This window comes from Bacillus sp. KICET-1, assembly GCF_027721405.1.
In the GTDB taxonomy this organism is placed as follows: domain Bacteria; phylum Bacillota; class Bacilli; order Bacillales; family Bacillaceae; genus Bacillus; species Bacillus velezensis.
The window spans coordinates 3,970,355-3,982,979 of the sequence record NZ_CP113515.1 but is presented as its reverse complement, the minus strand read 5'-3'; the positions used below and the strand labels follow the sequence as shown (position 1 = coordinate 3,982,979).

Sequence of the window (12,625 nt, the reverse complement as noted above, 5' to 3'; positions counted from 1 at the left end):
TGCACGCCAGCCTCTATAATACGAATAGATATATCATCAAGAAAATAGAACATTAGATGGAGGCAGAAGAAGAGGAATGGGCATAGCAGGAACGTTTCTATTTATGATTGTGATCGGAGCCGCGATCGGCGCGGTGACGAATCATCTTGCCATTCAGATGTTATTTCGTCCGTACCGGCCGTATTACCTGTTCGGAAAACGGGTTCCGTTTACGCCGGGGCTGATCCCGAAAAGGCGGGATGAATTGGCAAAACAAATGGGGCTCATGGTGACGAACCACCTTTTAACCCCGGAAGGAATAAAAAAACGGCTTTTATCAGATACCGTTAAAAACCAGGCGCTTCTTTTCGCCGAACAATTCACACAAAAAATGGCCGCTTCCGAGATGACGGTGCACGAAGCTTTGGCCGCCGCGGGCATCCGGAATCCGCAGGAAAAAACGGATGCCTGGATTGACCGTTTTACCGATGAAAAGCTTTCGGAACTGTACCGGAAATATGAGCACCGCGCCATAAAAGACTGGCTTCCTGATGAGCTTCAGGAAAAGCTGGATGAAAAAGTCCCGATGGCCGCAGATTATATCCTGAAGCGGAGCATTGATTATTTTGAGAGCGAAGAAGGGAAAGACAGGCTCGGAAATATGATTGACGACTTTTTGAACTCCCGGGGGATGCTCGGCAGCATGGTGCAGATGTTCCTCGGCAATTCAAGCTTGGCAGACCGTGTGCTGCCTGAGCTGTTAAAGTTTTTGCGCAATGAGGAAACGAAAAAGCTTCTGGCTGATCTGCTTTCTCAAGAATGGGGCAAGCTCAAATCTTATACACTTTATGAGGCCGATGAAAAGTGGAATGCGAAAGATCTGCTGTTCAGCATGAAAAAGCGGGCTTTGGCCGCACTTCAAACCGCGCCCTTTTTCGAATGCCGGCTCGGTGACATCATCTCCCGTTATGAAGGGGAGATTACGGGAACGTACGCGCCGAAGCTGCTTGATGCGGCGCTCGGCAGTATTGCCGCTCATTTGGAGGATGTACTGAAACGGCTGCGTCTTGAGGAAGTGGTCAAAGAGCAGGTTGATCAGTTTCCCGTTGAACGGCTGGAGGAAATGGTGCTGTCGATTTCCAAGAGAGAATTTAAGATGATAACGTATTTAGGCGGTCTGCTCGGCGGGATAATCGGAGCAATTCAGGCTTTGTTTGTCATTCTTTTCTAAGGAAAACATACGCCGATGATGAAAGTCGCTCCGCAGTCTGTTATAGTGGAGTGGTATGTCCGAAAGGAAGAAAGGAGCGGTTACTATGGCAGTTCATTTTTATGATGCAGCATATGATCTTGAAAAAGCTTTGCGAAACAGTGATGAATACAGCCGTCTGAGAGGGCTTTATGATCAAGTAAACGCAGATGAATCGGCAAAACGCATGTTTGATAACTTCCGCAATGTACAGCTGCAGCTGCAGCAGAAACAGATGTCAGGTGAAGAAATCACTCAGGAAGAGGTAGAGCAGGCACAAAAAACGGTTGCTCTCGTACAGCAGCATGAATTGATTTCTCAGCTGATGGAAGCGGAACAGCGCATGAGCATGCTGATCGGCGAGTTAAACAAAATCATTATGAAACCTCTTGAAGAGCTTTACGGCAGCCCGGAATAAGCTCCAAACCCCTCCATCTATGAAATGGAGGGGTTTTTTTATTCAACAGAAAAATCAAGCGAACCTTTTACCGTACCGTTAATGATGACAGACAGAGTGTGAATTCCCCGATAATGCTTGCGGGTGGTTAAATCTTTAAGGGAATGATGTTTGCTGAAGGTTTTTACGTCCCCGTTATCCATGGCGGACTCCGACATCTTAAACACCTTGCGGCTGCGGTGCCCCCTTTTCTTTACAAAATCAATCGCGTATTCAACCCTGACTTTTTGCCGGGCGGATGAGCGGATCTGAAAAGAAAAATGTATGCTTGTTCCGATGGCGGCCGTTTCCGAATTCAGTGTAAAACGTTCCAATGAAATCCGGGAGGCGTCTTCAAACCCGAAAACCGCAAGCGCCTGTTTGTCTCCTCTTTTTAACAGTGTCCTGCAGGCGTGTTTCAAAATCCAGTCCGTGTGCGGACAGCTTCCGAACCGCTCGGCTGCGATCTGTGCCAGAAGATCCGGATGTGTTTTGGAGATGTCATTCAGGTTATTCGCCACGCTTTTTCTGACATATAACGAGTCATCCTGCATCAAGCGGTCCAGAACAGGGAGAATCGGAGAAGGATCTTCAAGAAGAGCCGGAATGGAGCTTCCCCACGGCAGTCGCGGTCTTGAGCCTTCGCTGGCAAGCCTTCTGACATGTTCGTCCGGATGCTCCGTCCAGGAAAGGAACTCTTTGAACATCCTCTCCCGGTCAAGCCTGATATACGGGCGGACCGCAAATTCGGAAGTGGAAAAACGAGTGAAAAACTGAAGCGCCTTCATTGATGCTTCCCAGTGATCCGTTCCGTACTGTTGGACATAATCGGGAAAAATAATCCCAGCGAGCCCTGTGAAATGGGGAGCTGTCTCGTATAAGACGTCAAGGGCCCGTATGTAATCCTTCGGCAGTGTTTCATATAAAGAGTCTGTGATCCGGCGCATCCGCTGTTTTAACGTCAGTCCGGGCCAATCTTCCTGAAACATCAGCGCCCGGCACTTGTCCCGCTCAAAAGCCGGGTACGCCGATTTGATTCTGTTCAGAAGTGCTTCTGCAAATTCTTCGTTATAAATATCTTTTAATAGAGACATGACAGTCACCGCTTTTTTTCTTTTATTATATGCGAATATATGTTCCCTTTCAACTTTATCATACATTCAGCACAGATATTTCCCCTGATTTTTTTAGTTAAAAAAACCCTTGTTTTTTAACAATATAATTGAGATAATAACTCTGAAAGCGCCTACACTTACAGATGATCTAAGGATACGGTCGCCTATACTGCCTGGTATGTTAAGGGGTAGCAACAGAGAGTAAGTGAAACGAGCGCATCAACGGTCAAATAAGGTGTTCCTGATATATTTCGTAAATAGAAATACACATTGGGGAGAAGGCAGCAAATCGATCGTATCCCAACAAAACGACAGTTCAAAGTCTGCTTGAGGCAGGCTTTTTTGCTGCGGAGAAAAGGTTGTTCTAAACAAAGAGACAGGGTCATATCCTAATGACAAGTACAGTCATCAAGGAGGGGGACTTCTCTGTGTCAAAACAAATGCTGGCGTTAAATATAGACGGAGCGCTTCTTCGCTCCAACGGCAAACTTCATCAGACGACAAAGGATGCCATCGAATACGTCAAGAAAAAAGGAATTTACGTCACACTGGTCACAAACCGCCATTTTCGCTCCGCTCAAAAAGTGGCGAAAATATTAAAGCTGAATGCAAAATTGATTACCCACAGCGGCGCATACATTTCTGAAAAAATAGATGAGCCGTTTTTTGAAAAGAAAATATCAGAAGATCACACGTTTAATATCGTTCAGGTGCTGGAAAGCTATCCATGCAATATCCGGCTTCTTCACGAAAAATATTCGATCGGAAACAAGAAGAAAGTGAACTCCAATCTGGTCGGGAAAACAATGATTCATCCGTCTGACCCGATTTTTTATCCGGTGCAGTTTGTCGAATCATTAAGTGACCTGCTCCTTGATGAGCCGGTTTCAGCGCCCGTCATCGAAGTGCATGCCGAAGATGGCCTGCAGGCTGATATAACGGATACGATAATGAAAGCATTCCCGGCCGTCGATGTGATCCGCGTCAACGGAGAAAAACTGAACATCGTGCCTAAAGGGGTTTCAAAAGAAAGCGGACTTTCGATGGTCGCCGCTGAACTCGGGCTTTCAATGGAAGAGGTTGTGGCTATCGGCCATCAGGAAGATGATCTGCCGATGATCGAGCTGGCCGGTCTCGGCGTCGCGATGGGGAATGCCTCAAATGAATTAAAAAGAAAAGCGGACTGGGTGACAAGGTCAAATGATGAACAGGGAGTCGCCTATATGATTAAGGAATATTTCCGCATGCAGCACCGCAAAGGCTTTCTCGATAAGTTCCATATGAAACGGCCGTAATCAAGAGCCGCAGACGCGAAACGCCGGTCTGCGGCTTTTTCGCGGATTGATTTTAGCCTGTTCTTTCTGTACACTAAAGAAAGTTTTGAATCTGAAAAATAAGGTGATCACATTGCAAATAAAAATAGACGGCATCACGGATGACAGGCTGCATCGTCCGCTGCAAAACATCGCGAATTTATTTTTTGAAGAGTGTGTTCTTGCGTACGGCGAAACGGAGGAACCCTCTGATCTCGTCATCTCACTTGCCATTTCTCAAGATGCAGACAGCGTGTCGGTATCCGGAGAAATCAAAGGAACCGGCGAAAAGGAACATCATACGAAACCGCTTCTTGCCGGATGGAGCGAAAAAGAAGTATTTAAACAGGTGAAAAACACGCTGTCATACGTCTACTTAAATCTTCTTCAATCGCATACGGGCATGACACAAAAATGGGGAATCTTAACCGGCATCAGGCCTACTAAACTTCTTCATAAAAAGCTGCAGAGCGGCCTGACAAAAGAAGAGGCGCACGCCGATCTGAAAAAAGATTATCTGATCCATGATGAAAAAATCAATCTGATGCAGGAGATTGTCGACCGCCAGCTTGCGGCGGTTCCCGATCTGTACCGGGTCAAAGATGAAGTCAGCATATATATCGGCATCCCGTTCTGCCCGACGAAATGCGCCTACTGCACATTTCCGGCTTATGCCATTCAAGGACAGGCGGGAAGAGTCGGCTCCTTTTTATGGGGGCTTCACTATGAAATGCAGAAAATCGGAGAATGGCTGAAACAGCATGATATCAAAGTGACGACCATTTATTTCGGCGGCGGCACGCCGACAAGCATTACCGCTGAAGAAATGGATCTTTTATATGAAGAAATGGTCCGCTCTTTCCCGGATGTCGCAAATATCAGGGAGATTACCGTTGAAGCGGGCCGTCCCGACACGATTACGGAGGAAAAGCTGGCCGTTTTAAATAAGTATAAGATTGACAGAATCAGCATTAACCCGCAATCTTATGAAAACGAAACGCTTAAGGCCATCGGCAGACACCATACAGTTGAAGAAACCATCGAAAAATACCATCTTTCCCGCAAACACGGCATGAATAACATCAACATGGACCTGATCATCGGCCTGCCGGGAGAAGGGACGGCTGAGTTCAGGCACAGTCTTGAAGAAACGGAAAAGCTGATGCCTGAATCTTTGACCGTTCATACGCTTTCTTTTAAACGGGCGTCAGAAATGACGAGAAACAAGCATAAGTATAAAGTTGCCGACAGACAGGAAGTGTCCCGCATGATGGATGACGCCGTCCGCTGGACAAAAGAGCACGGCTATACGCCGTACTACTTGTACCGGCAGAAAAACATTCTCGGAAACCTTGAAAATGTCGGCTACTCCTTCCCTGGTCAGGAAAGCATCTACAACATTATGATTATGGAAGAAGTGCAGACGATTATCGGCATCGGCTGCGGCGCGGCAAGCAAATTCATTCATCCGGAAACCGGAAAAATCACGCACTTCGCCAATCCGAAAGATCCGAAATCATATAATGACCGATTCGAGCATTATACAGAAGAGAAAATCAAATACTTAGATGAGATGTTCGTCAAATCTGCATTATAATATCAAAAACGGCACGGAATCAGCGTGCCGTTTTTTTATGTTTAACCGTCTGCAAAAATGGGAAAAGACCATCAGACTGTTATTCGTAAGAGGTGTAATTATGTATGATGTCATAGGAGCGGGAATCGGGCCGTTTAATTTAGGGCTTGCCGCATTGTTAGAGGATATACCAGGAACAGACGCTCTTTTTTTCGATAAAAAGAAAGAATTTGCGTGGCATCCCGGTCTATTAATTAAAGGGACGGATTTACAGGTGGCGTTTCTGGCGGACCTGGTCACGCTCGCCGATCCGAAAAGCCGCTACACGTTTTTAAACTTTCTCCATGAACATGACCGGCTGTACCGGTTTTATACGTTTAATGAATTTGATATTCCGAGACGGGAATTTAACGACTATTTGAGCTGGGCGGCTTCAGAAATCAAATCATGCCGTTTCGGCTCAGAGGTAATCGGTGTGAAAAATGCCGGCGGACATTATGACGTCAGCGTCAAGAACATTGAGGACGGAAGCATCAGTGTCTATCAAACGAAGCATTTCGTCATGGGGACGGGGTCTGAGCCGCTTATTCCCGCAGAGATTGCTGACGAAGCGCGTCAGGACACGATGGTCAGCACGGAATATTTGTTTCGGAAAGACGAGCTCGCCGGCGCCGAATCAATTACGGTGGTCGGTTCCGGACAGAGCGCCGCGGAGATCTTTTCTGACTTATTGCACGATGAACAATACCGCCGCAGCCGGCTGCAATGGGTGACACGCTCCGCCGGATTTCGAGAATTGGAAACCGCCAAGCTCGGGCAGGAAATGTTTACACCTGATTATGTGGAATATTTTAACCGCCTGCCTTTTAAAGAACGGCTGAACACGCTCCCTGAGCTGGACGGACTGCGCCACGGCATTGATTCTGACACACTTGCCGCCATTTACGATGCCCTGTATCACAGATCGATCAGCGGAGGTTCGCCTGACGTGTATATTCAGCCGATGGCGGAGCTTGAAAAAATTGAAAAGCAAAATGGGCGCTGCGTACTGAGCTTTCATCAATGGCAGATGGATGAAACCTTTACGGCCGATTCAGAAAAAGTGATATTGGCGACCGGCTTTAAACCTCATATTCCGGAATGGTTTACGGCAATTGCCCCCGATATCGAATGGGAGGATGAGAAACGGTTTAAAGTGACGGCCGATTCCCGTCTTATCTTTAAGGACGACAGGCGGCATCATTTTTTCACATTAACGAATCTTGATCATGCTCACGGAACAGGCGCTACGAATTTGAAGCTGTCTGTTTACAGAAACCAAAAAATCATCAATACCATTCTGGGGAAAGAGCATTTCTCCATTAATAAAAAAACGGCTTTTCAGCAATTTCTTCCCGCTCAAAAAAACTGACCCCTTATGAAGAGGTCAGTTTTTTTATGATTTCTGCGGCTTCTTTTCAGGCGTCTTCCATTTGAACACGCTGTTCAACAGGAGATATATCCGCTTCGATTCTTTCGTGAGCAAAGGGCCGAAGATGGCCAGTATTAAAACATATAAGGCGGCGAAAGGTTTAAGTGAAGCGGACAGGCCGCCGGCGATGCCGAGATTTGCGACGATAATGGAGAATTCGCCGCGTGACACAATGGTCAGCCCGATATTAGACGATGCTTTATGAGAAAGCCCCGCCCGGCGTCCGGCGATCATGCCGGCGATAAAGTTTCCGGCAATCGTCAGCAGAACGGCGCCGAGGGCAAGCCATACCGCATCTCCGAGTGAAAACGGATCAATGCTGAGACCGAAGCTGAAGAAAAACATGGCCCCGAAAAAGTCACGGAACGGCACGACAAGATGCTCAATCCTGTCAGAATGGGCCGTCTCCGAAAATACGAGTCCGAGCAAGAGCGCGCCGATCGCTTCAGCGACATGAATCGTTTCGGAAAAGCCGGCAATGAAAAAGAGCGCGGCGAAAATGACGATGACAAATACCTCGTTTGAACGGATATCAAGCAGCTTGTTCAGCAGAGGCGGCAATTTTCGGGCGGCAATGAAAAACAGCAGCATATATCCGAAAGCGATCACGATTGACATCAGCGCGCCTCCGACAGACGTCGCGTCTCCCAGAACAAGCCCGGAGACGACGGACAAGTAAACCGCCAGAAAGATATCCTCAAACATAATGATGCCGAGAATCAGCTCCGTTTCCGGATTGGCCGTGCGCTTTAAGTCGACAAGCACCTTTGCGACAATGGCGCTTGATGATATCGTGATGACACCCGCCAATACAAGCACTTCCAAAAAGGAAAAGCCCGTGATAAAGCCGTAGATCAGCCCTAAACTGAAATTAATCAGAATATAAATCGTTCCGCCGGCGGCGATTGAACGTCCGGATTTGACTAATTTTCCGACCGAGAATTCAAGCCCGAGGTAAAAGAGGAGGAACAGGACGCCCATCCGTCCGAAAAATTCAATCACTTCCCGGCTTTCGATAAACGTCAGGTCAATGATGCCCGCTTGGGGCGCGTGCGGCCCGACGAGCATTCCTAAAATGATCAGGAAGGGGATGATCGAGAATTTAATTTTATTGGCGATGACACTCGCAATGGCCACAAGAACTAATGCCGTCCCGACTTCAAATACGAGATGGTCCATAAACAGATCACACTCCGTCTCTGGAGAGGAAGTCTTGGATCAGCTTTTTCAGATGCTTTCTTTCACCTGAGAGGACGAGTGTATCGTTTGCTTCAAGGAGCGAATCAGCGCCCGGGTTTAAAAGCTTTTTCTGGTTATGCTTAATGATGGCGATGACCGTCACGTCATAGTTCTGCCGCACATCCAGTTCGCCGAGCGTCCGCCCTGCCGCTTCTGCCCCTTTTTCAACTTTAAACCATTCGATAATCAGATCGCTGAATGCCATTTCAATCGATTCAAGCGCCTGCGGTTTATACACCATCCCGCCGATAATCGCGGCAATCTGTCTTGCTTCCGCATCATCAAGTGAAATGCTTGCCAGAAGCTCATCAGGGTCGCGGTCATCAAATCTGTAAATTTCCCGCCTGCCGTCATCATGAATGATGATTGTCATTTTTTCATGATTTCTCGTTTCGATTTCGAATTTTTTCCCGATGCCGGGCAGATCGTTTTCTTTAATATTCATAAAAATCCCTCCGGAATATACTGTTTTTACACCGTAAATACAGATTGGCAATGAGAAATGGTCTGATGCCGGAGGTAATTTGACTGGTATTGTATCGGAATGGCGCATGTCCTTTCCATTGTGGAATCAATGAATTGATCAAGAGGTTTGACAGATAACAGGGAGATCATCCGGGATAACGCACCGTATCCTTTTGACAGGCCTTGCGGAGCGGTTTTGGTTTGAACCGGCGTCTTTGCCGAATCCGTTTCCTGCGGGTAAACCGAAATTTGTACATGGCTGTCTGTTTCTGTCACCAATTGGGAAGGAAGAGCGACATCCGAAGGGGGGAACAGCACCATAAAAAAGCTCAGTAACAAGCTGAGTATCACATATTTCATTATCGGCGTTTTTCCCCCCTTTTGTTTTGTATATCAATTTCACTATATAAAAATGTATGTTCAGTTTCAAATGATATGCATTTTTCGGTATCTGTTGACCTTGAAAAATAAAGGAGTTTCGCTTCGGGGGAAGGAATATATCATTTGAACAAAATATGTAAGCGGATTCAAGGGGGATGTAAACATGCAGTATATTCGTTATGAAGAAAAGGGAAAGATCGCGGAGATTGTGCTGAACCGGCCTGACAGTTACAACGCGCTGAATGAACAAATGCTCCGGGAATTGGAAAATGCATGCGTGATGGCAGCCGACAGTGAGGCGCTTATCGTGCTTTTACGGGGGGAAGGCCGGGGATTTTCCGCGGGCGGTGATATCCAGATGATGACGTCTGATCATGATTCAGGAGAATATGAACGGCTCATGAAAATGATCGAATCCATTACGCTGACCCTCTATGATATGAAAAAAATTGTGATTGCCGCCATCCACGGAGCCGCGGCGGGGCTCGGGCTGAGTTTTGCGCTGTGCGCCGATGTGGTGCTCGCCGAAGAAAACGCCCGCCTCGCGATGAATTTCATCGGCATCGGATTGGTTCCCGATGGAGGAGGCCATTATTTATTAATGAGACGCGTCGGTGAGATCGAAGCGAAAAAACTGATTTGGAGCGGTGAAAAATTGCCGGCTGAAAAAGCGGTGCGGCTCAAGCTTGCCGACGGGCTGTTCAGCGGCGGCCCTAGTGAGGGGGCACAACCGTATATCGACCGATTGCTGCATGCGCCGCTGTCAGCGATGATTGAAACGAAGGCTATTTATCAGAGCCTCCATATCAGCCGGTTAAAAGACGTTTTGTCTCTTGAACGAAAGGCCCAGGAAAATATGAGAAAAACGGATGATCATAAAGAGGGCATCCGCGCCTTTTTAGAAAAACGGACGCCGCAATTTAACCGGTAAAATACAGAAGCCGGAAAGCTTCTGTTATCTGTGGAATAAAATCAGCTTTCCGGCTTCATTTACCAAGCGATGAGTACTGTTCTCAAGCTTTTTTTCCTTCAATAAAGCCTCTCCGGCGGCCTTCGCCTCCGCCTCATTATCCGCTTCGATCCGTTCATTCAGCAGCGTTTCTCCCGACGCATGGAATGCGGTCAATACATATTGTCCCATCATGTCACCCCCTTTATAGAATGATATTCTGATAAAGAATTTAAAATCCTCCATTAATTTTTACCCATTATTAGTATATAATGGGTCAAGGAAGGAGTTGGATTTGTGCTTACAATTGAAAACGTAACGAAAACATTCGGCAGCTTTACCGCTGTTGACAATTTGAACCTGCAAATACCTGAAAGGGAAATGTTCGGGCTGCTCGGCGCAAACGGCGCGGGAAAAACGACGACCTTTCGGATGATTTTAGGTCTTTTAAGCCTGACTGACGGGCATATCACCTGGAAAGGACAGCCGGTCAATTATTCCATCAGTGAAAAAATCGGCTATCTCCCGGAAGAGCGGGGGCTGTATCCGAAAGTGAAGGTGAGTGACCAGCTTGTCTATCTGGCGAGATTAAAAGGAATGGGCAAAAAAGAGGCGGAAAAAGAGCTCATGACATGGCTCGAGCGGTTCGGCATTACAGATTACAAGAATAAGAAAGTCGAAGAGCTGTCGAAAGGAAACCAGCAGAAAATCCAGTTCATTTCGGCCGTCCTGCATAAGCCTGAACTGCTGATTCTCGATGAACCTTTCAGCGGTCTTGATCCGGTGAATGTCGAGCTGCTGAAAGAAGCGGTCATTTCTTTGAAAAACAGCGGCGTTTCCATCGTTTTTTCAAGCCACCGAATGGAGCATGTGGAAGAACTTTGTGAGAATTTGTGCATTCTCCAGAAGGGAAAACCCGTCGTTCAGGGCAATCTGAAAGACATTAAGCGGTCTTTCGGCAAAAAAAATGTCACCGTTCATTCAGATGATGACCTCAGCTTTTTAAAAACGCATGAAGGCGTCGTGAAATGGAAGGAAACAAATGACGGGATCAGACTGCAGGTCGCGAATGAACCGGTTTCTCAGGATATTTTCCGGGCCCTGCAAGGGAAAGGTTTTATACGGAAGTTCGAATTGGAAGAGCCGTCACTGCATGATATTTTTATAGAAAAGGTGGGGGCCGTTTATGAATAAATTTTGGATTATGCTGTTTCATACATATAAAAACAAAATCGCGGCAAAGTCATTCATTATTTCGACCGCCATTACCGTTTTATTAGTATTAGCGGTGACCAACCTGCAATCGATTATATCCGTGTTTCAATCGGATGACGGCAAGCAGCAAATCGCGGTGATTGATGAAACGGGCGGGCTGTACCCGGCGTTTGCAAAACAGCTTAAAGCGGCGGATACAGACAATGATCTGCAGGCAATGGAGACGAAGGAGTCCGAAAAAGATGCCGTAAAGCGAGTCAAAGACGGTGAATGGGACGGACTGTTTATCATCAGACAAGATCAAAAAGGAACGATAACAGGAGCATACAAGGCGCTGACCATTTCCGATGAATCAGCGTATAAACTGCTCAAGCAGGCTTTAACCCAGACAAAAACCGCTGTCGAAACCGCCAAGCTCGGCATTTCGGCAGAAAAAGTCAGCAGCCTCTACACTCCGCTGGAAGTCAGCAAAGACGCGCTGGAAAAAGGGGCGAAATCTGAGGAAGAGCTCGGTCAGGTAATGGGGCTTGTATACATCATGCTGTTTGTCATCTACTTCTCAGTTATCATGTACGCAAGCATGATTGCGATGGAAGTGGCGACGGAAAAATCGTCCCGCGTCATGGAAATTTTAATTTCAAGCATGCCGCCGATTCAGCAGATGTTTGCCAAACTGTTCGGTATCGCGCTCGTGGGGATCACACAGTTTGCGGTGCTGATTGCGGCGGGTTATCTCTCACTGAAGCTGAACCCTCATAATGAGGCGTCGTCGCCGATCAGTGCATTTCTCAATTTTACGGATGTTCCCGTCTCGACGATAGTCTATGCCGTCATTTTCTATTTGCTCGGCTATTTTCTTTACGCGACGCTTGCCGCGTTTCTCGGCAGTGTTGTCAGCCGGATAGAGGACGTACAGCAGACGATTCAGCCGATGGTTTTTTTAGTCGTCGCAGGTTTTATGATCGCCATGTTCGGCATCGGCAATCCTGACGCCGGTTTTATTACCGTTACATCTTACATTCCGTTTTTCACGCCGATGATTATGTTTTTACGCGTCGGGATGCTCGATATCCCGTTTTGGCAGGCTGCGGCCGGAATCGCCCTGACACTGGTCACTATCGTGATCTTTGCGGCGGTCGGCGCGAAAATTTACAAAGGCGGCGTATTGATTTACGGAAACGCCAGCGGATTCAAAGCGATTAAACAAGCGTTGCGCATCTCCAAAAAATAAGAGAAA

At 47.1% G+C, this 12,625-nt stretch carries 13 protein-coding genes; 8 read left to right on the top strand and 5 right to left on the bottom strand.

The window, feature by feature from the left end; translation table 11 throughout:
* The first annotated feature begins 76 nt into the window (after nt 1-76).
* Together OVA33_RS19970 and OVA33_RS19965 are read left to right on the top strand one after the other, a co-directional pair.
* Complete coding sequence (locus OVA33_RS19970) at nt 77-1,210, top strand: DUF445 domain-containing protein (RefSeq protein ID WP_014417318.1); 1,134 nt, start codon at nt 77-79, stop codon at nt 1,208-1,210.
* Nucleotides 1,211-1,295: 85 nt separating this feature from the next.
* Complete coding sequence (locus tag OVA33_RS19965) at nt 1,296-1,646, top strand: YlbF/YmcA family competence regulator (RefSeq protein WP_014720937.1); 351 nt, start codon at nt 1,296-1,298, stop codon at nt 1,644-1,646.
* A 38-nt stretch (nt 1,647-1,684) separates the two neighbouring features.
* On the opposite strand, the gene OVA33_RS19960 is transcribed toward OVA33_RS19965, so the two are convergent.
* Complete coding sequence (locus OVA33_RS19960; protein WP_128974042.1) at nt 1,685-2,824, bottom strand: DNA alkylation repair protein; 1,140 nt, start codon at nt 2,822-2,824, stop codon at nt 1,685-1,687.
* A 383-nt stretch (nt 2,825-3,207) separates the two neighbouring features.
* Here OVA33_RS19960 and OVA33_RS19955 point away from each other — a divergent pair, with 383 nt between their 5' ends.
* From OVA33_RS19955 to OVA33_RS19945, 3 genes are all read left to right on the top strand, one after another.
* Entirely contained in the window at nt 3,208-4,074 is an 867-nt protein-coding gene (locus tag OVA33_RS19955; RefSeq protein ID WP_012117197.1) for a Cof-type HAD-IIB family hydrolase, read from the top strand.
* A 112-nt stretch (nt 4,075-4,186) separates the two neighbouring features.
* Nucleotides 4,187-5,689, top strand: coding sequence for a coproporphyrinogen III oxidase (locus tag OVA33_RS19950; RefSeq protein ID WP_038457470.1), 1,503 nt, complete (start codon nt 4,187-4,189; stop codon nt 5,687-5,689).
* Nucleotides 5,690-5,789: 100 nt separating this feature from the next.
* Nucleotides 5,790-7,079, top strand: a complete 1,290-nt coding sequence (locus OVA33_RS19945) for a lysine N(6)-hydroxylase/L-ornithine N(5)-oxygenase family protein (RefSeq protein ID WP_014417321.1) — start codon at nt 5,790-5,792, stop codon at nt 7,077-7,079.
* Between the two features lie 24 nt (nt 7,080-7,103).
* On the opposite strand, the gene OVA33_RS19940 is transcribed toward OVA33_RS19945, so the two are convergent.
* Genes OVA33_RS19940 through OVA33_RS19930 form a run of 3 tightly spaced genes read right to left on the bottom strand, consistent with a single transcriptional unit; the run spans nt 7,104 to nt 9,203 of the window.
* Complete coding sequence (locus OVA33_RS19940) at nt 7,104-8,318, bottom strand: cation:proton antiporter (RefSeq protein WP_003155266.1); 1,215 nt, start codon at nt 8,316-8,318, stop codon at nt 7,104-7,106.
* A 7-nt stretch (nt 8,319-8,325) separates the two neighbouring features.
* The gene (locus OVA33_RS19935) at nt 8,326-8,823 is read right to left on the bottom strand and encodes a cation:proton antiporter regulatory subunit (protein ID WP_128974043.1); all 498 of its coding nucleotides are present in this window, start codon (nt 8,821-8,823) and stop codon (nt 8,326-8,328) included.
* A 26-nt stretch (nt 8,824-8,849) separates the two neighbouring features.
* Nucleotides 8,850-9,203, bottom strand: coding sequence for a hypothetical protein (locus OVA33_RS19930; protein ID WP_014417322.1), 354 nt, complete (start codon nt 9,201-9,203; stop codon nt 8,850-8,852).
* A gap of 184 nt (nt 9,204-9,387) precedes the next feature.
* Between OVA33_RS19930 and OVA33_RS19925 the strand changes: the two genes are divergently transcribed.
* A complete protein-coding gene (locus OVA33_RS19925; RefSeq protein WP_017417370.1) occupies nt 9,388-10,155 on the top strand; it encodes an enoyl-CoA hydratase in 768 nt (255 codons plus the stop codon).
* A 24-nt stretch (nt 10,156-10,179) separates the two neighbouring features.
* Here the strand turns inward: OVA33_RS19925 and OVA33_RS19920 are convergent, their stop codons facing one another.
* A complete protein-coding gene (locus OVA33_RS19920) occupies nt 10,180-10,365 on the bottom strand; it encodes a YhzD family protein (RefSeq protein WP_015239502.1) in 186 nt (61 codons plus the stop codon).
* 105 nt (nt 10,366-10,470) lie between these two features.
* Between OVA33_RS19920 and OVA33_RS19915 the strand changes: the two genes are divergently transcribed.
* Together OVA33_RS19915 and OVA33_RS19910 are read left to right on the top strand one after the other, a co-directional pair.
* Nucleotides 10,471-11,367 (top strand): ABC transporter ATP-binding protein, encoded by an 897-nt coding sequence (locus OVA33_RS19915; protein ID WP_007409231.1) that lies wholly within the window; start codon nt 10,471-10,473, stop codon nt 11,365-11,367.
* On the top strand, nt 11,360-12,619 hold the full coding sequence (locus tag OVA33_RS19910) for an ABC transporter permease (protein ID WP_128974044.1): 1,260 nt from the start codon (nt 11,360-11,362) through the stop codon (nt 12,617-12,619). Before OVA33_RS19915 ends, OVA33_RS19910 begins: the two co-directional genes overlap by 8 nt.
* The last annotated feature ends 6 nt before the right edge of the window (nt 12,620-12,625 follow it).

Excerpts from the sequence above, each read along its gene's own strand:
- OVA33_RS19925 (WP_017417370.1), top strand. The coding sequence starts at position 9,388 with ATGCAGTATATTCGTTATGAAGAAAAGGGAAAGATCGCGGAGATTGTG.
- OVA33_RS19935 (WP_128974043.1), bottom strand. The coding sequence starts at position 8,823 with ATGAATATTAAAGAAAACGATCTGCCCGGCATCGGGAAAAAATTCGAA.
- OVA33_RS19920 (WP_015239502.1), bottom strand. The coding sequence starts at position 10,365 with ATGGGACAATATGTATTGACCGCATTCCATGCGTCGGGAGAAACGCTG.
- OVA33_RS19910 (WP_128974044.1), top strand. The coding sequence starts at position 11,360 with ATGAATAAATTTTGGATTATGCTGTTTCATACATATAAAAACAAAATC.
- OVA33_RS19930 (WP_014417322.1), bottom strand. The coding sequence starts at position 9,203 with ATGAAATATGTGATACTCAGCTTGTTACTGAGCTTTTTTATGGTGCTG.
- OVA33_RS19940 (WP_003155266.1), bottom strand. The coding sequence starts at position 8,318 with ATGGACCATCTCGTATTTGAAGTCGGGACGGCATTAGTTCTTGTGGCC.
- OVA33_RS19965 (WP_014720937.1), top strand. The coding sequence starts at position 1,296 with ATGGCAGTTCATTTTTATGATGCAGCATATGATCTTGAAAAAGCTTTG.
- OVA33_RS19970 (WP_014417318.1), top strand. The coding sequence starts at position 77 with ATGGGCATAGCAGGAACGTTTCTATTTATGATTGTGATCGGAGCCGCG.
- OVA33_RS19945 (WP_014417321.1), top strand. The coding sequence starts at position 5,790 with ATGTATGATGTCATAGGAGCGGGAATCGGGCCGTTTAATTTAGGGCTT.
- OVA33_RS19960 (WP_128974042.1), bottom strand. The coding sequence starts at position 2,824 with ATGTATGATAAAGTTGAAAGGGAACATATATTCGCATATAATAAAAGA.